This is a genomic window from Sneathiella chungangensis (assembly GCF_009882935.1).
GTDB lineage: Bacteria > Pseudomonadota > Alphaproteobacteria > Sneathiellales > Sneathiellaceae > Sneathiella > Sneathiella chungangensis.
In genome coordinates this window covers 135,003-157,399 of sequence record NZ_WTVA01000002.1, presented here as the reverse complement: position 1 = coordinate 157,399, position 22,397 = coordinate 135,003, and the positions used below count along the sequence as shown (strand labels likewise).

Here is a 22,397-nt window from a genome sequence, read left to right as displayed (position 1 = left end):
AGTCCAATGGAGTCCGTTGGCGAACCGCAACCAAGCAAAGTTGAAATGGCGGAAACGCCCGGGCAAAGTAAAGACATCCAACTCGTCACCGCTTTATTACCGAGCTATAACGCCGAAGCTTTTATCCGGGACACTCTTGATAGCCTGGTTGCGCAGAGTTGGCCGCGACTTGAAATACTGATTGGCGATGATTTCTCGACAGACGAAACACCCGCAATAATTCAAGATTTTGCGTCTCGGCATGAAAATATTCGGATTTTGAAGCGAGACCAAAACCTCGGTTGGCTCGGCAATTGTAATGATTTGATGAAAAACGCCCGTGGCGAATTGATGTTTTTTGCCTTTCACGACGACGTTGTCGCCCCCGAATATGTGTCGTTGCTCGCTGAAGCCCTGCAGCGCGAACCCGGCGCAATACTCGCTTATTCGGACATTGAACTGGTGGAGCCAGATGGGACAAGGGAGTTCTTGGCATGCAAAGAGTTGTCCGGCGTTAAAAGCCCCACAAAGCGCGGATTATTGTATGCGCAGCGGCGTTCAAGCTTTCATTGGTGGATCCCAAACCGAGGCCTTTTTCGCAGAAAGGCATATGACATAATTGGCGGTATTCAGAAGAACCAGTATGGTGAATTCAGCGCCGATTGGACCTGGTTATTGGCGATGTCACTAATGGGCGCATTTGTTCGTGTCCCCCAAACGCTTTGTTTCAAGCGTTACCAGAAAAGCAGCCTCAGTATCAACTGGCGCAGAACACCCGAAAAATACCGTGGCTTGGCGTGTGCCGGAATTAGCGAGGTCATGAAAAGTGATCTTAACCCCGTAGGCAAGCTGGTCATTTGCGGATATTTAAGGTACCGCATTGCTGGCTCAAAACTAAAGTCACTCCTTAAAGGACAACGGAGCAACGCCTAGCGATCTTTCCAAACTAAAATATGAGGGGCCAAAAGACATTTGCGCGCAAAGCAACGCATATTTGGCATTCCCAATCGGACTGAAAAACTGCCTGCCGGTGCTTCGAATCCGCACCTCAGCACTATTTCACCGATCCCCATTAAACCCTCATCTCAGCTTACAAGACAACTCTATTCCAGATGAGTACTTACTTCAAAGGCAGAAAGCTCTTCAAGATATTCAGGTAATGAAACAAGGCCGACGCAGGGCATCGCTCCGACAATAGGATATTCTCCTTTCGCAATTTTTTTGGCGAGAATTATTGCGGGGATTGTCGGTATCTGCGGTCCATCTCCATTCTTTGCAACAATAAACCAGCCAAGATGACGTGACTTCCCGTCATGGTCATACCCATCCAAAAGTATATGCATACCTCCGTCTGCAGAACCAAAGTAATTAAACCAATTACTGATCTTCAAAAGCGGTCCAGACAATCTCGGTAAATCGATAGGAATACCCAATCTAACCAACCAAGACATCATCCAGAGCCCCAAATGCAGGGGTGTGAGTTCCAATCCCGCAGAGAATTGAATTCTATCAACTCTATATGCCTTCGGTAGTAAATCGAGATCCGGAATATCACAATTGGCCATCCATCTATTGCCAATCTCCGGATAGCGTTGCAGGTAAAGATCTTGCCAGCCAAAAACTCTTGGTTTGACACTCGAATACGGTCGCAATGCCTTACCAACATAACTTAAAATTCCTTTGGTTGTCGCCAATCCTCTTTCCGCTTTCTGTCCGGGACTAATTCCAAATTTCATTGATGTAATTTGTGAAAATTCCGGACCAAACTCCTTAAGAACTGCCGACGACAGCCCGGGCACAGTGCTCGCCCCACTGATTACGGGGATACCAGCATCTTTTGCGCTTTGATCAAGTTCTGATATCCCGCAAACAAAATCCCGGCCGTCTGACAGGTCAATATACGGGATTGCTTCATCAATACACGTTTCGGCAATCGAATAGTCGGCCAACTGAAACGGCCCACACGTGTTTATGGCGGCGGATGGCTTCAGTTTCGCTAAATGTAGTTTTAAGTCACGGTATACATCAAATGCCGCCGCGCCGTGCCCCTGCCCCGGCAAGGTTTTTAGATGAAGATCAGCCAGAACCTTATTTCTGCCAGCGATGACGACTGGATATCCGGCCGCCGCGAGCGACGTGGAAATCCGTTTCCCGAAGTTGCCGTATCCACCGAGAATTAGTATGGGTCGCATTTCATGTCCGTTATTGTGAAGGATCCTTCGTAGCCGAACATTTTTCCAAATAATGAGTGCTTAGTATGAGTCCACATCGCGAATTCAGTATCGGATAAAGGAACTTCTTCGGCGTAACCTTTACCTATTATCAAGGAGAACGGCATTGGAACGTTTACTCCCAAAAAGCGCCAAACATAGCCGAGATGGGATAGAATAACTTTGTTTTCCCGCCATTCGCACCTAAAACGCCAGCCAAAGCCAAATCGCATGATTTCAATTACTTCGCCATTTGTTAGTGGCAACATCCTTGATTTAAAAAGAACAGGTTTGCGTCCCTCGAAACTGAATACTCTGTCAAATTCCATGGTATTATCGTGGCGGGTTGCTTTGAAGGTAACTCGGACAGGAACGTTCTTGCCTGGATAAGGTACCAGCAAACCGCTCATACGGGCAAAAAGCCCCAATACAGGATTTACAAATGTGTTTAAATGCCCTGCAACAGTTACGCTATCTTCGGAATAGGATCTCACCGCATAATGAGCCCTCATGACGGACGGAAGTTTTGGCCAGTCGTCTCCAAAAACCTCTTTGAAAGCCGGATTTTCCTTATTCCTTATTTCCAGGTTTTGTAATCGGGGAATTCCAAAGATTTTGAGAAGTGTATTCCTTGCAAGTTTCATGACCGGGTAGAGAAAACGCGCAATTGCGGGTGATTTAAACAGCAGAGCATTCATACGGTTATACCAACCGCGATTACTTCCCAGAAATGCCATCATTTGAAGCGCATTCCGGCCGTGGTAATTCCTGCTGCCATATCTAAGAACCATACCCTCATCAAGATCGATTCTTTGATCCAGGATTTCCAGGTAGAGGGGGTGCTTAGTCTCCTCACGGGCATTCACTAATCTTAACGGTCCGACAGCCTCCTTTATTCGAAGGGACTGAGCCGCCAGAGTGCAGATTGGACAATCACCGTCATAGACGAACCACACACCCTTTGATAAATCAATATTCTTGTTATCACTCATCGCCTGTATATCTAAGCCATGGACTATCTCTTCATCAAATGGATTCATATCGTTTCGGCAACAATATTGTTCGGAACGGGGCTTGGGAGCGCGTTTTATCTTTTCGTCGCCGTAAAAAGCAAGAATATCGACGCTATAACTTTTGCGACCTTTTGGGTCGTGATAGCCGACTGGATATTTACAACGCCGGCATTTATCATTCAGATAATGTCTGGGTGGATGTTAACACGCCAACTCGGGTTTGAACTCAACGAGCCGTGGTTAGTGGCCTCATTCATCCTCATTTCAATTACTGGCGCCTGTTGGCTTCCCGTTCTCTGGATACAGTACCAACTACGCAATACCGCAAGTGAAGCACAAAGTAGAAACACCCCTCTTTCTCACATCTTTCACAAATTGTTCCGTTGGTGGATCAGTCTGGGCGTTATCGCCTTCACTTCGTTTCTGGTTATATTTTACCTGATGATCGCAAAACCGGATATTTAATGCCCTAGGTCAACGTACTATCTGACCGCCGGCAGGGCGAATTTACTCCTGCACACCATTTGCGCGGCTCATGCAAAGAACTAGAGATTGCAACTGTTGTATCTAATATGTGCAGCCATCTCTTTCTCGGTCATGGCATTAGATCCATAATCTGAACGAAGACTTTAGATGAAGCCTTACCACGACGAAATGGTCACCGTTTTGTGGTGCACAGAAGCTATTCGACGCTAGAAAATTTATTGAGCCATATTCTTCAGAAAATTCCATAGGAAACAACTGCAACCAATGGATCAAGGCAATTCCAGTTAAAAAACTGACCTCTATCCCTCAACGCATACAAATCAAGCCCTAAAAGAATTCAGCCGACTTCAAACCAAAATTTCAGTTTGCACTTGAAGTATCCAATTTCATAATGTATATAAAAAGTGATTAATCACTCACTAATGGGATTTGAAATGACGGTAAATGCAGAAATACTTAACGGAAAACTCAATGAACTGTCTGAGATCATTGATGTCGCAACAAGCAAACTGACTGAAGGAAATATCCCGGCAGCAATGCAAAACTTTTTCAAGGCTATTGAACTCAAGCGCCGAATTGCGGTACTGCGCGCGGAAGTACGCTTGAGTTCGACGGGAGACAAGAGCCGGAACATATCCAACGCTTTCAAGACCAGCCTCGAAAAAATTGAAATGAAATTCACAGAACTTCGCCGTCTCACCCGCCAAATGATTGCCAATGACCTATGGGTTCCCCTCTACTCCTGAAACATGTCTTCTCACCCGTCAACTCATGGAACGACCGGAAACCTGAGCCGAAAAAGACCAGACTCCCTCACAGGGGGCATTAGTGAAATTTTTTGACTAAATTCGTAGTAACTTTGAACAATCTTCAGTAGAAATTAGTCAAGTAAAATTATTATTAGTCCAAGAGAACGAGCTGCTACCTGAGCATAATTGTTCCATTTTAAAGATAAATGAAATGGTTGAGCAATTTCCAAAGATTTTCAGTCGAGTATCAGGAGATACCGATCGTTTAAATTTTGAGGCCGTATTATGCAGGAAAGAAAAATCAAAACCCGAAATAAAATTTTCGCTTCAGCCTTGAAACTTTTCATCGAAAAGGGCATCGATGCGACATCGACCAAGGAGATAACGGAGGGTGCTAGCGTCGCAGAGGGCACCCTATACCGGCACTTTGCAAGCAAGGATGAGTTGGCATGGGCCCTTTTTCAGCACCACTATGGAAATATCGCCAGTGAATTATTGAAGGCCAGGCGTAAGTCAACGGATTTGCGGGAGACCGTAGAATCCACAGTGTACGCTTTTTGCAAATTGGTGGACCATGCGCCCGATGCCTTCCGTTATTGCATGCTATCACAGCATGACTTTTTCGATCGTGTGGCCCAGAATGAAGGCAACCCCGTGTTGGTTATTCGGGGCATCATCGTTGACGCGATCGAAGCAAAACAAATTCCCGCAGGCGATCCCGATGTGATCGCTGCCATGTCTCTCGGCGTGGTAATGCAGCCAGCGACCTTCCACCTATACGGACGTCTAGCAGATCCGCTGATTAACTATGCGGATGAGTTTATTGAAGTGATTTGGCTCATCCTGAACGCTCGGGAGAAAAAGCAATGATCCGATCTAGTCTGTTCAACCTATCGTTCTATTTGTTCACTTTCTTTGCAATTCTTTTCCTGGTCCCACTCATTTTTCTTCCGGGTAGAAGACTTTTGATGAAAGGTGCAAACTTATGGGCAAAAGGGTGTCTTTGGCTCCTTAAATGGATAGGTGGAATTTCGATCAAGTTTGACGGAAAACGACATCTTCCCAAAAGCGGCCCATATTTGATTGCAGCGAAACATCAATCTGAGGTGGACGGGATAGCCATACTGGCGACCATACCAAATGTCGCAACAATCGCCATGCAGGAACTAGGCCGATATCCTGTTATTGGCCGGTTAATGAAAAAGATGCAGATGATCCTTGTCGATAGCGATGGTGGCGTAAAGTCACAAAATAGCCTGACTATTCGCGCAGACAAGGCCGTCTCAAGTAGGCGTCCTATTCTGATTTACCCGGAGGGCCGTCTCGTGCCAGTCGGAGAAAAATCTAATTACAAATCCGGCATCTATCATCTCTATGATGATTTTTCATTACCTGTCGTACCTGTTGCGACAAATATCGGCCTGCGCTGGCCACAGCGAAAATTCCGGAAACAACCAGGAACCGCCACGATTGAATTTCTGCCTCCCATCCTCCCCGGGCTTGAGAAACAGGAATTTATGGAATTGCTGTCAACTCGTGTTGAAAGTCGTAGCAATGAACTCGCGGGTTTAACTTCTGTAGGAAAGGAATTGTCTTATGTCTAGTCAATTTGCCTTGCTCAAAAAGAAGCGTTTTCTACCCCTATTCGTGGTTCAGATTCTTGGCGCCTTCAATGACAATATATTCAAGAATGCGATGATTATTCTGTTCACCTATCGTGCCGTTGATAACTCTGGCGTGGATGGCGAGATTCTGGTGACATTGGCTGCAGGAATATTCATTCTTCCCTTCTTCCTATTTTCTGCGCTTGCAGGCCAGATTGCCGACAAATATGAGAAATCAGCACTTGTCCGTATAATTAAATTTGCCGAAATCATAATAATGATGACCGGGGCGATTGCCTTTTATATCGGCGACAGCTGGGCCCTGATGACGGTGCTCTTTTTCATGGGGGTACAAAGCACATTTTTTGGTCCGCTCAAATATGGGATTCTTCCGGAGCATCTGCGCGAGGAGGAATTGGTCGGCGGCAATGCCCTCATTGATGCAGCAACTTTTCTCGCCATATTAGGCGGGACTATTGGCGGAAGTCTCCTCATTCTCCGGGATCAGGGTGAGTTATTTGTCACGCTAGTGATTATCGCGGTCGCCCTCTCTGGTTGGTTAGCAAGCCTCAAGATACCAAGAGCAGGCGTCGGCGACGCCACCATCAGCGTCTCCGCGAATATCGTAAAATCCAGCTATCAGATCATTAATCATTCCCGGAAATCCCGACCTGTCTTCCTGTCCGTCCTAGCTATTTCCTGGTTCTGGCTAATTGGCGCTGCGCTGCTTATCCTGCTACCGATTATGGTACGCGAAGCTTTCAATGGTGACGAAACCGTCGTAACCTTTCTGCTTTGCGCCTTTTCCATCGGAATCGGCATCGGATCCTTGATGTGCAACAAGCTGTTGAAAGGAGAGGTGAGCGCTAAATTTGCGGCTTTATCCCTTCTTGTCATGACGGGTTTCCTGATTGACCTTAGCTTCGCCGTCCCGGCATTCTTCTCAGCCAAGGAAACGATAAATTTTAGTACCTTTTTAGTGAGCGGTGGTGCCCGCGTCTTTTTGGATCTCGGCGCAATATCCATCTCTGCCGGTATTTTTGTAGTACCGCTATATGCTCTTATTCAGGAAAAAGGGGACAAAGAACACCATGCGCGCATCATTGCATCGCTGAATATTATCAATTCTCTGGCAATGGTTCTGTCCTCCCTTGCTATAATGGCCTTGTTTGCAATTCACGCCAGCTTTTCGACCATTCTCCTAATACTAGCCGGATTCAACCTTATCGCCGCTTTCTATGTGTCCTCCAAGGTCGGCGATTGCACCCTGAAAAGACTTTTGGCTTCCCGCAGCACAGAAAGGAACCATCGGTCATGAAGAAAACAATGATTCTAATCCTCCTGATCGCCCAGTTTATGATTTTGCCCGTGAACACTTCAATAGCGAAGGATGAGCGCAATCTGGGTCTAGTAATTCTTGTTCACGGACTTGCCAGAAGCAGTAATGCCATGTGGTTGATTGGCCAACGCCTTGAAAAAGCGGGATATCGCACCTGCGCGATTGACTATCCCTCTATGACTGAAAGCATAGAAAATACTCAAGCAACGATATCTTCCGAGATTGAAAGATGCATAAAATCGAATAACACAGCTGAAATTGTTCACTTTGTTACCCACTCGCTCGGCGGTCCGTTGGCACGCGATTATCTTTCTTCCGCACCCCTTAAGAACATGGGGCGCATGGTCATGCTTTCCCCCCCAAACCATGGTAGCGACCTTGTTGAACATTTCGGTCACTGGAAATATTTCCGGTCTGTTCTCGGACCTATTGCTTCCGAGCTAACAGCTGATCATAGTTCCTGGCTCGCCCATTTACCCGTGCCTAACTATGAGATTGGCGTGCTGGCTGGAAACTATACCTTTAATCCAATCGCCGCTTACCTTCTTGATGGGAAGGACGACGGTGCCGTCACAATCGAGGATATGAAACTGGAGGGAATGGCCGACTTTATGGAAGTATCAGCGACCCATGTCACCATTCGATACTCTTCAATCGCCAGCAGACAAATATCCTACTTTCTGAATCAAGGGCACTTTGCTGATTAATTACTCAAGGAAGGGGACGCATGTCGCGATACAACCATCTGTTAAGACAAATCCGAAGTGTAATGGAGTAATTTAATGCAAGATGTTTTCATTACAGCCGCGGGAGGATTTTTACCCGGAGAGCCTGTTTCGAATGACGACATGGAAGAATATCTTGGGTTTATTCATGGCAAAGCTTCTCGCTGTGGAAAAATGATCCTGCGTCAAAACGGCATTCAAAGTCGGCACTATGCGCTTGATAAAAGTGGTACCCCAAACTACAGCAATGCCGAAATGGCTTCGAATGCGGTTCAGCAGACACTTAATAGGTCGAGAATTTCGAAGGCTAATATAGATTTCCTCTCTGCGGCGACAACACAGGGGGACATGCTCGTTCCGGGATTCGCCAGCCTAGTCCATCATATATCTGGGCTCCCTCCCATGGAAATTGCAAGCTTTCAAAGCGTATGCGCAAGCGGGATGATGGCACTCAAAAACGCGTTCCTTAATGTACGGGCCGGAGAAAAGAGGGCCGCGATCTCCTGCGCAAGCGAATTCTCCAGCCGCTGGTTTCGCCCTGGCTTCTATGAAGAGTATTTAGACAATTCGGGACAAACCGACTTGTCGAGCGATGCCGAATTTCTTCGCTGGACATTGTCCGACGGAGCTGGCGCATTGCTGCTTGAGTCTGACCTTAAGGACGATGCAGAGCTCTCGCTGAAGCTCGATTGGATTGATCTGTGTTCATATGCTGACAGATTTGATCCCTGTATGTATGCCGGCTCATCAAGCAACGATATTCGACAAGTTCAAGCCTGGTCGTCCTATTCTTCACCAAGCGAAGCCTCCGCACAGGGCGCAATAATGCTGAAGCAGGATTTCGACTTGCTGTACCGCATGTTTCCAACCTGGGTAGGTCATTACCTTTCACTTGTCGAAAACGGGAAAATTACACCCGATGAGGTAGATTATTTTCTGCCCCATTATTCCGCCCATTCATTAAAGCAGCGAATGATCAAACTGTTACAACAGACCGGAGCAATGATCCCGGAGAACAAATGGTTCAATAACCTGGCTCAGATCGGAAATACGGGTTCAGCCTCAATCTACCTGATGATTGAAGAGTTATTTCGTTCCCAAAGCCTTTCTGACGGAGACCGCATCTTATGTTTTGTTCCGGAAAGCGGACAGTGCATCGTTTCGTTTATGCAACTTACGGCGGTTAGAAGGGAGCGTTCAAAATGACTAGTAAAGTTCAAGTTCAATCTGTTTTGAGACGCCTGGTAACAGTCTGGGCAGACTTCGAAGGCAAGTTGAACAAAGTGGATATTATTGACAGGATAAACCGCGGAAAGATCAGCATTGGGGAATATCGTGACATTCTCCTTAATCATCGGCAGCAAGTCGTAGAAGGAAGCCGCTGGATTGCTCGGGCCGCTTCCAGCATTGAACAGCCTTATCTGGAACAACGCGCAACATTTTTGCGGCATGCCGCTACCGAACAGCTCGACTATAAAATGCTCGACGAAGATTTTGTAAATTGCGGGGGTGACATAGGGCATATTTCCAATGGCCAGAAAAATATAGGATCGGAAGCCTTGCATGCCTGGATGTTCCATAAAGCTAGCCAGAAAAATCCATTTGATCTGTTGGGGGCAATGTTCATCATAGAAGGGCTGGGCAAAAACTTCGCCGGAAATTGGGTGAAAAAGTTGGAACAGAATCTCAACCTAAAGCCGAATCAGACACAATTTTATCGTTACCATGCGGAACATGACGACGATCATATTGAGAAACTCGAGAACATTATGGCCTCAGGCATTCTCAACATTGCAGGGCTTGCCGATCAAATTGTAAAGACGGCAAAAGTCACGGGTCGATTATATCTCCTGCAACTTGAGGAGATCGGCAATGTATGACGAACCGAAAGTAACAAACCCCCGAAATCCGGATCCATGGCTTGCCCTTGAATTGGACCAAAGCTTGCCAATGGACAAGGAGGCTAAAGCTGCGTTGCTGCGTGGCCAACGTGGATGGTCCAGAAGACTACTATTGCCATTGGTTAGACCAATAGCAAAATTAGGTATCATTTTCGTGCAGTTACTTCGGTTGGTTATGCCAGAACGCTGGCAATCCCCTAACCTGCTCCACAAGACAATATATTTGGGACTAAAATACTTTGTCAGCCCGGACGCTAACCGTTTGATATTGCGACATTTCAATATCGGTACAGAAATCCTTGCATTCACCGCGGACAATATGGGGTCTGTCGACATAGAAACCACCCAACCTCTGCGCCCTAAATCGCTTGAGGACCTCCTAGGCAATACATTTCTCATTCATGATCTGAACGTCTTTAACTTCATAATCGAGCTGAACAGCAGAGTTTCTTTTGAAAAAATTTCACCAAAATCACTCGAAGAAATTGATTTCAGTAGCATCAGTACTGAGCCATTTGAATTCTCCGAATTACCTGATAAGTGGCATAATTTCCTTGATCTGCAAACGGCCATCGAAATTTACACGCCTCTTTATGCGTTATTATTGTCCGATAGAGATTTCTGGCGTGCCAGCAACTCTTTACAGTTGGATGAAACAGTGGCGATTTACATCGCCAGAATTTTTGGCGACAGTCTTCATCTCTCCTTGGTTCATAATGGTCATCCAACCGTTCCGTTTTCGACTTTGGAAGCAGGCTTTCGCCTGATGCTACATGGCCTAGATGCGGAATGCCTGCATGGTTATCTTAGAGACAGGAAAATTGAGCAGACAATTCACAATTGTCGAGAGAATACGTGTGATTAATCAGGTTTAGTTCGCAGGAAAATAATTATGTTCGTCACACGATGTAGTGTTCGCGGAGACTTCGATCGGAAATTTCAAACGACAGCATTTTGAAACCAGGGAGTGGCTACCCGGAAACCCATAGTTCAGAATCTATCTAATATGTCTTGCTGTATCGGAGAAAGATTGCGCAGATGGAAAGTGACCTTCATGCAGCTTGGGCGTTTGAGGCCTCTTTTGACTCATCTACTTAAGGTAGATTATACTATCAGGCAAATCTTGAGAGCTGCTCTAAGACCAAAGAATTCTGAATGTATCGTAGCTCATTCTTATTATTTCGAAAGTTCTACCGATACTATGTCATCGGTACGCTTATAATCTTCTCGCTAAAATTTATGAACGAGAGCGATTTATTCAATGATACTGGGGTCGATGTAGCTTACTTTTCTTTATGGACCTATTTAGCCTATAGCACATGTGTAAGTATATTAAGCCCCGAAGCAGACGAGCATCCAAGCGATGTTGCTCTTTTTACGCGATTCTTTTTTCGATTTGCTGGGCTTTTCCTTCCACTTTACTTGTCTCGCTTGGCTTTCTTTATAGCCCTTCCAAACTTCTTACGAGATTTACCTGATGACCTTAGCCGCGTAGCTTTAGTAGTTGTTATCGTACTTGTTGAGCATTTTCTAGAATGTATTCTATTTCTAGTTCTGTTTTCCCTATTCGGGTTGGCACTCCCATCTGCTATTGCTGGAGAGATTGAAGGAGAGAAAGGAAAATTCACCAATAAAATCAAGCTATTTCTCCAAGTATTCATCCGTTTTTTAATAGGTCCGGTTTTAGTTAGCTCAATCGGCGTTGCAATATATGTCGGCGCTTACTCAATTAATCCCGCCATGAAAAGCCCATTACTGGACGGATGGATACCCAACATTATTGGTATTAGTCTATTCGTCTTTAGCATTTCCGCTCAATCATGGGCTGTCGTAATGACATTCTGGATTCTGTCGAAATCATATATACGGATGAAATTTGGCGAAAGAGGTATGCAAGTTGTGTACAAGTACATTTGAGATGACAGTGAGACGTTTTAAGGCGGTTGCAATGCAAATCCGCTTTGCTTGTTTCTTGCTTGCTGATAAATTACGAGAATATTGTCATAGATTTTTCTGCTATTTTGCGAACGGCTTCTTTGGGAGCACTCCTTCGAAAATCCTTTTTGCCATTCCGGTTCTTTTACTGCCAGCCTGCACAAGCACAATAGAGCCGCCAACAAATCTCACCAACTTTAAAAACCATAGTCCAATTATGGCCGGGTGGAATGCGAGCTATAGTGAGCTATGCTCTCGCTTTTATGCAGACGGCAACGAGGCGTACAAAATCGAAGCCATCAAAGAATGGTATATGAATGATCGGTTTTTCGAAAGGGGCTATGCAAATGACAATAGATATTGGGTTCAAATTAAAGCACCCGACTTAGACAAATGCGCTAGAGCCGTGGCCTTAGTAGACGCTGAATTTGAAGGAAAAGGAGTACTTCAATCTGACGATGCTGCAATTAGCAGATTTAAGGAAGAGGCAATTAATGGTAACGCCGTAGCTCAGAACAACCTCGGGCTCATTTATTCTCGCGGACGAAAAATTCCGCGGGATTACATAGCTGCACGCAAATGGTTTACCATGGCTGCTATTCAGGGTTTCGCATTAGCGCAAAATAACCTTGGCGATATATATACAAACAACCGATTTGTCGCGGAAAACTATGAAGAAGGGTTAAAATGGTATCGCCGTGCCGCGAGCCAGGGAAATATCGATGCTCAATTTAACCTCGGTAGGATGTATTATTATGGGCAGGCGGTTGATAAAGATTATGAACGATCTTTGATGTGGTATTCGTTAGCTTCCAAACAAGGACATTATGAAGCGGCTACCGTCAAACAGCGTCTAGAGAATAAAATGACGAAAGAGGCAATTGAAACTGCTAGAAAACTAGCTAGCGATTGTGTCAAAAATAGCTACATGGACTGCTGAAATATAGCCTTCTTTACTAATGCAGAGCACCAACTGGTGCACGACCTTGTCTAGTGAAAAACCTAAGCCCACGCGGATTGGAAATCCGCCTGCCGGTGGTTCAAATCCGCCCCCCGGACACCGCTTTTCAAAAAATTATGGATTCAATCAAATAACAGATCAGGTATCTCGGCATGTTACCCAGACATCACCAATTGGCAGCGATCAGTTTAGATAGGATGGATCAGTTGCGTCCAGCTCTGCCTTCAACTGTTCAAAATGCGCGAAGGACGCCCCTCGAAAATCATCCCAACCTCTTACAATCTCACGAGCCAGCTCATCGGACAGAATATTGAGCGGTTGCCCGGCGGAATAAACCAGAATCATGGTTTTGCAGGCCTTTTCAAGATAGTACAGATCTTCAAATGCCTCCGCGACGGTTTCGCCGACGACGGTTACACCATGATTACCCATCATGAGAACTGGTTTCCCCTGAAGGCTTTCTGCAATCCTTTCTCCTTCTTCTTCAGAATTTGCAATTCCGCCAAAATTTGTGTCATACGCAATACGTTCATAAAACCGCGCTGTATTGTTATCGATCGGTAGCAAGCGTGGGTCTTTTAGCGTCGAGAGGGCCGTTGCATATGTTGGGTGCGCATGAAGGACAACGCGCGCACCGGGATAGGCTCTATGGATATTTCTATGAATGTTCCATGCCGAAATATCCGGTGCGTCGTCACGTTGCAATATGCTCTCATCATCGACGTCGAGAAGCTGAAGATTACTCGCCGTAACATTGCAAAAATGCATCCAGCGCCGGTTCATCAGAAACGTTCGGCCATCATCAGAGACCGCTGCACTTAAGTGATTGGCGACTGATTCATGCATATCCAATCTATGGAGAATCCGGAACGCAGCCGCGAGATCAACCCTTAATTGGCGTTCCTTATTGTGATAGTTCATCTGTTACGACCACCGGCGGGATATTTTGCCTTGAGAACGCGATAGGTGCTGCGCAATTCACCCCTGTCAACGTAGCAGCCGCGTAAATGCCTCAATCCTCCGCCGTCCTCGAACGACGTACGTCCATGGGCAATGCGGTGATTATCGAACACAATGCATTCACCGGCATTTAAACGGAAAGTCATCAAGAACCGAGGATCCTGTAGCATCTGCCCAAACTTTCGAAACGCAGGATAGAACACATCCATTTCATGCTGCGGAAAATCAAAAATATCCGCCAGATGCTGGCTGAAATTGATGCCGCTTACCTCGCCGTTGTTCTGATCAATTTCAATAATACGCTGCTTTGCACGAATATCGTGGGAATGCGTCGTATAGCGGAAGGGAACCTTATATTCCGTCAGTATCTTGAAATAATCAGGATGGGTTTTCTTCAGTTCATTGGCGACCGCCATTGCGTCAACGAATAAGCTATTGCCGCCCGCCACGTCATTTACACGGCAGTGCAGGAATTGAATGCCCGGAGGAAATTCCTCCGCCGCCTCATCCGTATGCAACTCAAGAGCTTTGTTCGTGTAGGCAAGGTTCACAGGATCGATCTTCTGGCGAACATCGAAAGCGAGGCCGGAATAGGATGGACGCACGACACCAAGTAACTCGCACAAGGATTGAAGGGCTTGATCGGTATTTGGCAACCCCTTGACCAAGGCTATCCCGTCATCAAGCAACGCTTCTGCCCAATCCAAAACTTCCGCGGGACGTTCCTTCAGGGTTTCAAAATCAAATCGTGCCATATTTTCATAATGATTACTGTACCAGGGCTGGCGGCTGCGAATTGCCGTATCAATTCGGCCATCTTCTTTATGCCAACTCTCCAGCCAGCGCAGATCATATTGGCTCTCATGCCCGTTCTGCCATGTAACCCAGAGATAATTACCCCTCACCTCCGCGGCGTCGGCATGCAAATCATCTGCTTCTGCGAGAATGTCGAAGATACGCTCCTGAGTAGCAGCATCCCAGGAACTCGGGCAATTGTCCCGTAACCAGAAGTAATTGAAATATGCCAACTCACTGCCGACCGGAATAAGCAGACCTTTTTCCATCAACGAGACAAGAGCCATATCATCTCTCCTGATTTTTTATAATCACCATTATATAATAAAAATGATATAGCACGTCTATGCCAAAAATAGTGGATCACGATCAAAGACGAAAAACGATTGGCGCGGCGGCAATGAAGGTAATTGCCGAGCGCGGTTTGGAAGCTACCAAATTGGTGGATATAGCGCGCCTTGCCGGGGTGACCACAGGTGCGGTTACCCACTATTTCTCCGATAAGGATGCGATCCTTATGGCGGCCTTGGAGATGGCTTATGACATCATGTTTGCAAACATGGAACACGTGAAGGAGCAGGAAAATTACAGTTTTTTTGACATTATTTCCACAGCACTTCCAACCACGGCCGAGAGCCGCATTGCGATGACAGTATGGCTGGCCTTCTGGGGTCGGTCCATTGCGGAGCCCCGGGTCGCTACGATGCAGCTAGAATTTCACCATCGATGGCAAAATATTGTTACTCAGGAACTTATGCGCCATTACCAGCGCCATAGAATCCCCTTGCCGGAAGATTTGGAGGATGTAAGCCAAGGCATCACCGCGCAGGTAAATGGCCTGATCATTCGCGGACTTGTGGATGGGCCGGATTGGCCGACTGCGCGGTTGCACAAATCGCTACGGGTCTATCTTGAACAAGTTGGTATCCATGCCCTGCCATGAAGTAACGCTCTCTCGAAGAGCATTTTCACCGCGGCATTTAGTCCAGCTTGAACCAGGCGGACTTGCTTTGCGTGTATCCCAGCAAGCATTCCATTGACTTGTCCCGGCTGTTGCCTGACTGCTTATAGCCGCCAAACGGTTGGGTCATGTCCCCGTCGCCAAAACAGTTCACCCATATCACACCGGCTTCAATATTCTTTACCATCCGCATGGCGGTTTTCAAATCCCGCGTCCAGACACCTGCGGCAAGCCCATATGGTGAATCATTCGCGATATCTACCGCCTCTTGCTCATCGCCAAATGATATTACCGACGCGACCGGACCAAATATCTCTTCGCGGGCCAGTGACATATGATTTTCAACATCCGAGAACAAGGTCGGCTGCACATAGGCTCCGGGCTCCAACTCTTCGACAGTCTGGCCGCCGAAGATAAGCCTGGCACCTTCTTCCCGCCCCTGCGAGATTTTTTTCAGTATATTTTGCTGGTGCTCTTTCGCCACAACGGGGCCTAGCGTCGTATTGGGATCCAGCGGGTCGCCGGGTTGATAAACCGCCTGACTTCTTTTGGCAAAAGCCTCGACAAAGGCATCATGTATTTTCTGATGTACCAGCAAACGGGACCCGGCGTTACATACCTGACCCGCATTATCAAAAATCCCCGCAAAAGCGTAATCCACAGCTTGATCAAGGTCATCTATATCCGCCATGAAGATTTGCGGGCTCTTGCCACCGGTCTCCAGCGCGACGCGCTTCATATTCGATTGGCCCGCATAAATCATGATCTGCTTGCCGACCTTGGTGGAGCCGGTAAAGGTGATCTTTGCGACATCGGGGTGCAAGGCCAGTGCCTTTCCCGCCTCATCTCCAAATCCATTAACCACATTGAATACCCCCGCTGGCCCGCCGGCTTCCATGAACAGTTCTGCCAGCAACAGGCAACTCAAGGGCGCCTTTTCGGAGGGTTTGAGCACAACGCAGTTTCCAGCGGCCAAGGCAGGCGCAACCTTCCAGACGGCCATGAGTAACGGATAATTCCACGGTGAAATGGCCCCAACCACCCCGAGAGGTTCTTTCAGGATCATATGCAACGCGTTGGCGTCAGAATTCGTCACGGCGCCTTCCAGCTTATCGATGCATTCCGCGAAATAGCGAAAGGTCACAATCACTTCCGGCAGATCAATCGTCAGTGAGTCTGTGATCGGTTTACCCATGTCCAGAGTGTCCAGCAGGGCAAGCTCGTCAGACCGCTGCTCGATGAGGTCAGCAAGGCGGAAAAGAACGTTCATTCGATCTCTTGGGGCCATAAACCGCCAACGCCCGTCTCGCCAGGCTTCCTTTGCCGCAATAACGGCAAGATCTATGTCGGCTACCCCACCACGGGCAACTGCGGCCAGAACTTCCCCCGTTGCCGGATTAACGCTTTCAAATCGTGCGCCGCTTTTGGCGTCCACGTAGGAGCCATTAATAAACAACCTGCTTTCAATGTTCAGAGACTTCGCTTTTTTCAGCCAGTCACCATGCTGCATTTTTTCAGAACTTGTCTGCATTACAAACGGCGACCTTCCGCGCCTTTGGGGAATACTTCCGCACCGATTTCCTCCGGCTCATCATCCACCATTTCAGCCGGGAATCCCGGCGCTAATACCTCAACGCCACTGGCTTCTTCCAGTCGCCGGATGATATTTGGCGACAATTCGCGCGGTCCGTATCTCTCCTGCCCGTCCTTGAAGATATCAAGAATCAAGGGAGAAATTTCCAATGGAACCCCGTGGTCTTTTGCTATTTGATCGAACAACCCGACGTCCTTGATCACAAGATCCATCGTAAAGCTGATGTCCCGGCTGCCGTTCAAGATAACCTGGGATTCCGTTTCATGAACGAATGAATTTCCGGATGAGATTCGGATTGCCTCATAGGTCGTATTGAGGTCCATTCCCGCCTTCTTGGCAACCGTCAATGCCTCGGCGAGCGAGCAAAGATTTACTGTTGCGAGATAGTTTGTCATGACTTTCAGAACTGAGGCTGTCCCAATAGGTCCGGTATGAAGAATCCGTCGTCCCAAGGTCGTTAGAACTGGAAGTACCTTCTCAAATGCCCGCCGCTCGCCACCAACCAAAATGGAAATATTTCCCGTCGCGGCCCGGTGGCATCCACCCGAAACAGGCGCCTCCAAGGCATAGGCGCCTTTTGCGATGATCAACTCCGAAATGCGACGAATTTCATTGGCGTCCGTCGTGCTCATTTCAATCCAGAACTTACCCGGCTGCAAACCCGCTATTACCCCGTCCGGTGCTTCCATGACAGCCGAACAAGCCGCAGGAGAAGGCAAGCAGGTAAAAACGATGTCAACAGCCTCAGCCATGAGCTTTGGCGTATCCGCCCAAGCCGCTCCTTTGTCCAAAAAAGGTTGCGCGGCCGCTTTATCTAAATCATGAACAGTCAGATCATGCCCGTTGCGTAATAAGCTTCCGGCAAGCTTGCTGCCAACATTCCCGAGGCCGATAAAACCAACTTTCATGATTGTTCCTTCTCTTACAATAACAGTGTTGGCCAACATCCTGATCGGCTGGCATGTATAAAATCAATGTCCGAATCCGGAGCATAGAGTATCCATGCGAATTTGCAAAAAGGCGACCTTGGGGATTGGCCGGAATATATCATCCGGATTGTATCCTTTGCATGGCCTCGGAAGTTTGTGCGGAAAATCCAGAAATGACGCTTAGCAGATATCGCTTTCATGCGGTCAGATGCAGCACCTTCACCCGGCGGGCCGACGCACGATCCGCCTGCCGGTCGTTCGAAACCGACGATACACCCTTTTTACCGCCGGACTGGAAATGACAATTCAACGCTCGCCCCAGTCACCTAAAAGCACAATAAAAACCGGTTTTTACTATAAATTTTAACTGTTTGTTATGCTGATTAGCTTACTTTCCATGGGTTGCATGTTATCCGCGGTACATAGGGGCACAAAATGTTTAGACCAGTAAACAAGGGAATTGGTTTTGGATATTTAGTTACTTTCACACTCATTACCTTTTTCAGTGTCCTCACTTTGTATTTTTCCCTGTCGCAATCTTCAGAGGCGAGATCGATTGCCTACTGGAATGTTCTTTACGTCAAGGGACCAAGCCAATGGCGTCCAGTCAGCAACAATGGAGACTGGCGATCTCTGGTCAAGGCGGAACAGCTTCCCGCACGCGTGGAAATCCGGACGCTAGATAACGCACAAGTCGTGATCGTGCACGGCTTTGACAAAATTGAACTTGGGCCGAATTCGACAATAAATTTGGCTCCTGAGGCCGATAAAGACGCCACGACTGTGGTTAATCAATCCAGTGGTAAGGTCGGATATTCGGTACAAAAGCGCAAAGCAGGTACCTTTTCAGTCACCGCTCCCTATCTCGTCGCTGTCGTAAAAGGAACCGGTTTCAGCGTTGATATTAATGAGGAATCAACGCAGGTTGACGTGAATGAGGGGACTGTGGCGGTATCCAATACAAGTGACGGAAGCACGGCTTCTGTTACGGCTGGGATGTCTGCAACCGTTTCTAGCGGGACAGCTGGCGTTTCCACGAGTTCAACCCAGAGCTCAAATTCCTCAAATACCGGTATCGGAATTAACGCTGAAGGAGGCACAAGCGGTACCGGTGGCGTTGAGGGCATGAGTGCGAGCGTAGGCGTCGGAATTGGTGACGATGGCGCAGGTATCGGTATTGGTGGAAATGTCGGCGGTATTGGCGCGAGTGCAGGTGTCGGGGTTGGCGATAGCGGCGTCGGGGCCGGAGTAGGCGCGGGTGTCGGTGGCGTGGGAGCGAGCGCAGGTGCCGGTGTTGGCGATAGTGGCGTCGGGGCCAGTGTAGGCGCGGGCGTCGGCGATGCAGGAGCGAGCGCAGATGCAGGTGTCGGAGATGGCGGCGTCGGCGTTGGTGTAGGTGTCGGCGGCATTGGCGTCGGCGTTGGTGTAGGTGTCGGCGGCATTGGTGTCAGCGTCGGTATCGGCAATTAAGCTAGAATTGTAAATTCACGAGCAATGTTGCTTCGGGTTTTTACATGGCTGCTGGCGTTTGGCATCACAATTGCCGCCCTTAACTTCCAGATATTGGATTTCATTGAAAGACCGTTGCAGGAGCAGCGCTTCAAACTCGATCTCCATGAAGCAAGTAACGACATTGTTATTGTAGAAATTGATCCGAAAAGCCTACGCGAAATTGGCGTCTGGCCATGGAAACGATCGCTCCATGCATTGCTGATCGATCGTCTCATTGCCGCGAATGCGGCGGCAATTGTTTTCGACGTAGACTTTAGCCTCGCAAGCAACGACGCTGATGACTTGGCTTTGGAAAAAGCTCTGGCAAGAAGTGAAGGACGTGCAGTGCTCGCTGCTTTCCGGCAATGGAGCGAGGCTGATGGTGTCTTTATCGATGTCGGGCCAATGCCGCGTTTTGCTCAATATGCCGAAATCGCATCGGCTAACATTTTTCCAGATACCGATGGCCTTCTCTGGCGACAAACATTTTATCAGGAATGGAACCAACAGAATATTCCAACTCTAGCAAGCATCCTGGCGACCAAATCCGGGGTTGATCTTGATCCGGCTGAATCCTTTCAGGATTTTGGGATCGATTACAGCATCAATCTGGCATCGTTTCTGCGCTATTCTTTTTCTGATGTCGTTCAGGGCACCATTGACCCAGCATCATTCACGGGGAAGACAGTTCTCATTGGCGCAACGGCCGTGGAACTCGGAGACAATATCGCCACGCCAATTTACTATGCCCTGCCCGGCGTACTTGTCCAAATGCTGGCAGCTCAGTCTCTTGTCAATGATCGGGCATTGCAACCTGTTTCAAACGACGTGATCCTGGTTTTACTCCTGCTGTTGACAGCCGCCATAGCAATTGTTGGCTGGAAATGCCGCCTTATATACCTCCTCGCCGTTTTCATCGCCTGTGATGCTGCTATTTTTGCGGCGGGCGTGTGGGTGCAGTCATCCACAAACCTGCTCCTTCCCGTTGCTCCCTTTTTTGTCGGAACTTTTTTAACCGGCAGCTTTACGGTCCTCGTTCGTTATCGCCAGCGGGGTCTCAATGTTGTTGCGGAAAGACTTGAACGAATGCGCGTCCAGGCCCTCATGGCAAATGTGGCAAGGAACGCCTTTGACGCCCTGATCACGACGGACAGACTGGGCCGGATAAAATCCATCAATCTCGCCGCAGAAAGCATTTTCGAAATCACGCCAGCAACCGCAAAAGATCGTTTTATGTCGGAGCTATACATCCCTTCAAGCTTGACAGACAACCACACCTTTGAACAAGTTCTGGAGAATGCGGTCACGACGGGCAAACCGGCACGCATACTCTGTAAACGAACATCAGGAAGAGCGTTTCACGCGGATCTGGCCGTGACCTCAATGGATGAAAATGGTAGTGGTGACTTTATCCTTTTGATGCGGGATATCGATCAACGCGTTAGAGCAGAAAGGCTTGCCCAGCGTAGGGAGCGGCAAATAGTCGCCGCCAAACAGCAGGCCGAATTGGCGAACCGTGCGAAAACTGAGTTTCTGGCAAATATGAGCCATGAATTCAAAACCCCTCTGAACGCAATGATGGGGTTTTCGGAAACGATGCGGGGTGAATTTTTTGGTCCACTCGGCTCGCCCAAGTATGTGGAATATTGCACAGACATATATAACAGCGGCGCCAAATTGTTAGAGACCGTTACCGACGTCCTTGATTTTGCGAGGCTCGAAAATGATGAACTCGGAGTACAAAAAGAAGAAGTCGACTTAGCGGCAGTTGTGGAACGAATTGGAAAAATGTCGCATGACCGTGCGGAAGCAGCCGGACTTAAGCTTGTCGTCGAAATATCCGATGACGACCATACCTATGTAACGGATGAGCGGCTAATAAAGCAGGCCCTAAGTTCCCTCATATCAAACGCCATAAAATTCAATCGTGAAGAAGGCTATGTAAAACTGGCGCTATGCCGTGGCCCCAAGGGAGATATCAACTTGTCAGTTTCAGACAATGGAATTGGCATTCCCGCCGAGGAAATTGAGACTTGTTTAAAAGCCTTTGGCCAAGCGAATAGAGGTCTCGAGCGGAAATATGAAGGCACGGGTTTGGGGCTCACCTTAGCCAAGAATTTTGTTGAAACCCTTGGCGGCACGCTCCTGATCGAATCTGAAGTGAATGAAGGAACTGTCGTGACCATGAAACTTCCAGAGATATAAATGACTTACAATATTTATTCGGGTCTATCCGGCCACGCGGGATAATAGACAAGCCCCTTGCCTGCCAAAATCATCAAGCATCCAGCCCTGCTTAAAGGAACCTGACCTAGTGAGCTTAAGGGCTTTCCGCGTTCCACTCGGACTGAATATCCGCCTGTTGGTGTTCTAAATCCGCCCCTCGGAACTGCTTTTCCAAATTCCTCGATCAAGAGCTTCTGATGACATCTCGCCTAAACGGTCACACCGGCTTTTGCCGCCGCTTCCATGACCTTTTCCGCATAGGAAGGATTGGTGAACGCCAGTCGTGCCAGACTTGTTTCAAACTAAATTTCCAGATTGATTTTGCGAAGTCCGCCCATATTTTTTGCGCCTAATCTATTTCACCTAAATGCCCAAGCGTCGAGACAAGCCAGGCACGGCAAAAATCCGTATCCTTGGCCAACAGCAGACGCTCCCGAAACATCGAGGCGGCGGTTTCGTAATCCCCTGACATATTGTGAATAGACGGGACGGCTATTGACAGCTTATCGTGCACCGCCAATATGATTTCTTTTTTGCAG

The 22,397-nt window shown here is 47.8% G+C and carries 22 protein-coding genes; 16 read left to right on the top strand and 6 right to left on the bottom strand.

Annotated elements, in window-relative coordinates; translation table 11 throughout:
• Positions 1-6: 6 nt before the first annotated feature.
• On the top strand, positions 7-912 hold the full coding sequence (locus GQF03_RS05650) for a glycosyltransferase family 2 protein (protein WP_161338245.1): 906 nt from the start codon (positions 7-9) through the stop codon (positions 910-912).
• A 170-nt stretch (positions 913-1,082) separates the two neighbouring features.
• On the opposite strand, the gene GQF03_RS05645 is transcribed toward GQF03_RS05650, so the two are convergent.
• Both GQF03_RS05645 and GQF03_RS05640 read right to left on the bottom strand, forming a co-directional pair.
• Positions 1,083-2,171 (bottom strand): saccharopine dehydrogenase family protein, encoded by a 1,089-nt coding sequence (locus GQF03_RS05645; RefSeq protein WP_161338244.1) that lies wholly within the window; start codon positions 2,169-2,171, stop codon positions 1,083-1,085.
• Positions 2,156-3,181, bottom strand: coding sequence for a DUF4166 domain-containing protein (locus GQF03_RS05640; RefSeq protein ID WP_161338243.1), 1,026 nt, complete (start codon positions 3,179-3,181; stop codon positions 2,156-2,158). The genes GQF03_RS05645 and GQF03_RS05640 overlap by 16 nt, the downstream gene beginning before the upstream one ends.
• Positions 3,182-3,199: 18 nt before the next feature.
• Between GQF03_RS05640 and GQF03_RS05635 the strand changes: the two genes are divergently transcribed.
• From GQF03_RS05635 to GQF03_RS05585, 11 genes are all read left to right on the top strand, one after another.
• Positions 3,200-3,667: a DUF2269 family protein gene (locus GQF03_RS05635; RefSeq protein ID WP_161338242.1), complete on the top strand. Its 468-nt coding sequence runs from the start codon at positions 3,200-3,202 to the stop codon at positions 3,665-3,667.
• A gap of 455 nt (positions 3,668-4,122) precedes the next feature.
• On the top strand, positions 4,123-4,434 hold the full coding sequence (locus GQF03_RS05630; RefSeq protein WP_161338241.1) for a hypothetical protein: 312 nt from the start codon (positions 4,123-4,125) through the stop codon (positions 4,432-4,434).
• Positions 4,435-4,722: 288 nt separating this feature from the next.
• The gene (locus GQF03_RS05625; RefSeq protein ID WP_161338240.1) at positions 4,723-5,307 is read left to right on the top strand and encodes a TetR/AcrR family transcriptional regulator; all 585 of its coding nucleotides are present in this window, start codon (positions 4,723-4,725) and stop codon (positions 5,305-5,307) included.
• A 98-nt stretch (positions 5,308-5,405) separates the two neighbouring features.
• A complete protein-coding gene (locus tag GQF03_RS05620; protein WP_161338239.1) occupies positions 5,406-6,041 on the top strand; it encodes a lysophospholipid acyltransferase family protein in 636 nt (211 codons plus the stop codon).
• Positions 6,034-7,359: an MFS transporter gene (locus tag GQF03_RS05615; protein ID WP_161338238.1), complete on the top strand. Its 1,326-nt coding sequence runs from the start codon at positions 6,034-6,036 to the stop codon at positions 7,357-7,359. The genes GQF03_RS05620 and GQF03_RS05615 overlap by 8 nt, the downstream gene beginning before the upstream one ends.
• A complete protein-coding gene (locus GQF03_RS05610) occupies positions 7,356-8,087 on the top strand; it encodes an esterase/lipase family protein (protein WP_161338237.1) in 732 nt (243 codons plus the stop codon). Before GQF03_RS05615 ends, GQF03_RS05610 begins: the two co-directional genes overlap by 4 nt.
• 75 nt (positions 8,088-8,162) lie before the next feature.
• Positions 8,163-9,311: a beta-ketoacyl-ACP synthase III gene (locus tag GQF03_RS05605; RefSeq protein WP_161338236.1), complete on the top strand. Its 1,149-nt coding sequence runs from the start codon at positions 8,163-8,165 to the stop codon at positions 9,309-9,311.
• Positions 9,308-9,985 (top strand): iron-containing redox enzyme family protein, encoded by a 678-nt coding sequence (locus GQF03_RS05600; protein WP_161338235.1) that lies wholly within the window; start codon positions 9,308-9,310, stop codon positions 9,983-9,985. Before GQF03_RS05605 ends, GQF03_RS05600 begins: the two co-directional genes overlap by 4 nt.
• Positions 9,978-10,871: a DUF6999 family protein gene (locus tag GQF03_RS05595; protein ID WP_161338234.1), complete on the top strand. Its 894-nt coding sequence runs from the start codon at positions 9,978-9,980 to the stop codon at positions 10,869-10,871. Before GQF03_RS05600 ends, GQF03_RS05595 begins: the two co-directional genes overlap by 8 nt.
• Positions 10,872-11,245: 374 nt before the next feature.
• A complete protein-coding gene (locus tag GQF03_RS05590; protein ID WP_161338233.1) occupies positions 11,246-11,923 on the top strand; it encodes a hypothetical protein in 678 nt (225 codons plus the stop codon).
• A 1-nt stretch (position 11,924) separates the two neighbouring features.
• Positions 11,925-12,881, top strand: coding sequence for a tetratricopeptide repeat protein (locus GQF03_RS05585; protein WP_161338232.1), 957 nt, complete (start codon positions 11,925-11,927; stop codon positions 12,879-12,881).
• Positions 12,882-13,085: 204 nt separating this feature from the next.
• On the opposite strand, the gene GQF03_RS05580 is transcribed toward GQF03_RS05585, so the two are convergent.
• Positions 13,086-13,823: a class II aldolase/adducin family protein gene (locus tag GQF03_RS05580; protein WP_161338231.1), complete on the bottom strand. Its 738-nt coding sequence runs from the start codon at positions 13,821-13,823 to the stop codon at positions 13,086-13,088.
• Positions 13,820-14,944, bottom strand: a complete 1,125-nt coding sequence (locus tag GQF03_RS05575) for a TauD/TfdA family dioxygenase (RefSeq protein WP_161338230.1) — start codon at positions 14,942-14,944, stop codon at positions 13,820-13,822. Before GQF03_RS05575 ends, GQF03_RS05580 begins: the two co-directional genes overlap by 4 nt.
• Before the next feature lie 59 nt (positions 14,945-15,003).
• Between GQF03_RS05575 and GQF03_RS05570 the strand changes: the two genes are divergently transcribed.
• A complete protein-coding gene (locus tag GQF03_RS05570; protein WP_161338229.1) occupies positions 15,004-15,600 on the top strand; it encodes a TetR/AcrR family transcriptional regulator in 597 nt (198 codons plus the stop codon).
• 37 nt (positions 15,601-15,637) lie between these two features.
• On the opposite strand, the gene GQF03_RS05565 is transcribed toward GQF03_RS05570, so the two are convergent.
• Together GQF03_RS05565 and GQF03_RS05560 are read right to left on the bottom strand one after the other, a co-directional pair.
• Positions 15,638-17,149 (bottom strand): aldehyde dehydrogenase, encoded by a 1,512-nt coding sequence (locus GQF03_RS05565; protein WP_174238723.1) that lies wholly within the window; start codon positions 17,147-17,149, stop codon positions 15,638-15,640.
• Positions 17,149-18,120: an NAD(P)-dependent oxidoreductase gene (locus GQF03_RS05560; RefSeq protein ID WP_161338228.1), complete on the bottom strand. Its 972-nt coding sequence runs from the start codon at positions 18,118-18,120 to the stop codon at positions 17,149-17,151. Before GQF03_RS05560 ends, GQF03_RS05565 begins: the two co-directional genes overlap by 1 nt.
• A 194-nt stretch (positions 18,121-18,314) precedes the next feature.
• Between GQF03_RS05560 and GQF03_RS19010 the strand changes: the two genes are divergently transcribed.
• The 3 genes from GQF03_RS19010 (at position 18,315) to GQF03_RS05550 (ending at position 21,837) form a co-directional block, all read left to right on the top strand.
• Complete coding sequence (locus GQF03_RS19010) at positions 18,315-18,443, top strand: hypothetical protein (RefSeq protein WP_277346492.1); 129 nt, start codon at positions 18,315-18,317, stop codon at positions 18,441-18,443.
• Positions 18,444-18,576: 133 nt separating this feature from the next.
• The gene (locus tag GQF03_RS19005) at positions 18,577-19,611 is read left to right on the top strand and encodes a FecR domain-containing protein (RefSeq protein ID WP_161338227.1); all 1,035 of its coding nucleotides are present in this window, start codon (positions 18,577-18,579) and stop codon (positions 19,609-19,611) included.
• A 24-nt stretch (positions 19,612-19,635) separates the two neighbouring features.
• The gene (locus GQF03_RS05550; protein WP_161338226.1) at positions 19,636-21,837 is read left to right on the top strand and encodes a CHASE2 domain-containing protein; all 2,202 of its coding nucleotides are present in this window, start codon (positions 19,636-19,638) and stop codon (positions 21,835-21,837) included.
• Positions 21,838-22,397: the final 560 nt, after the last annotated feature.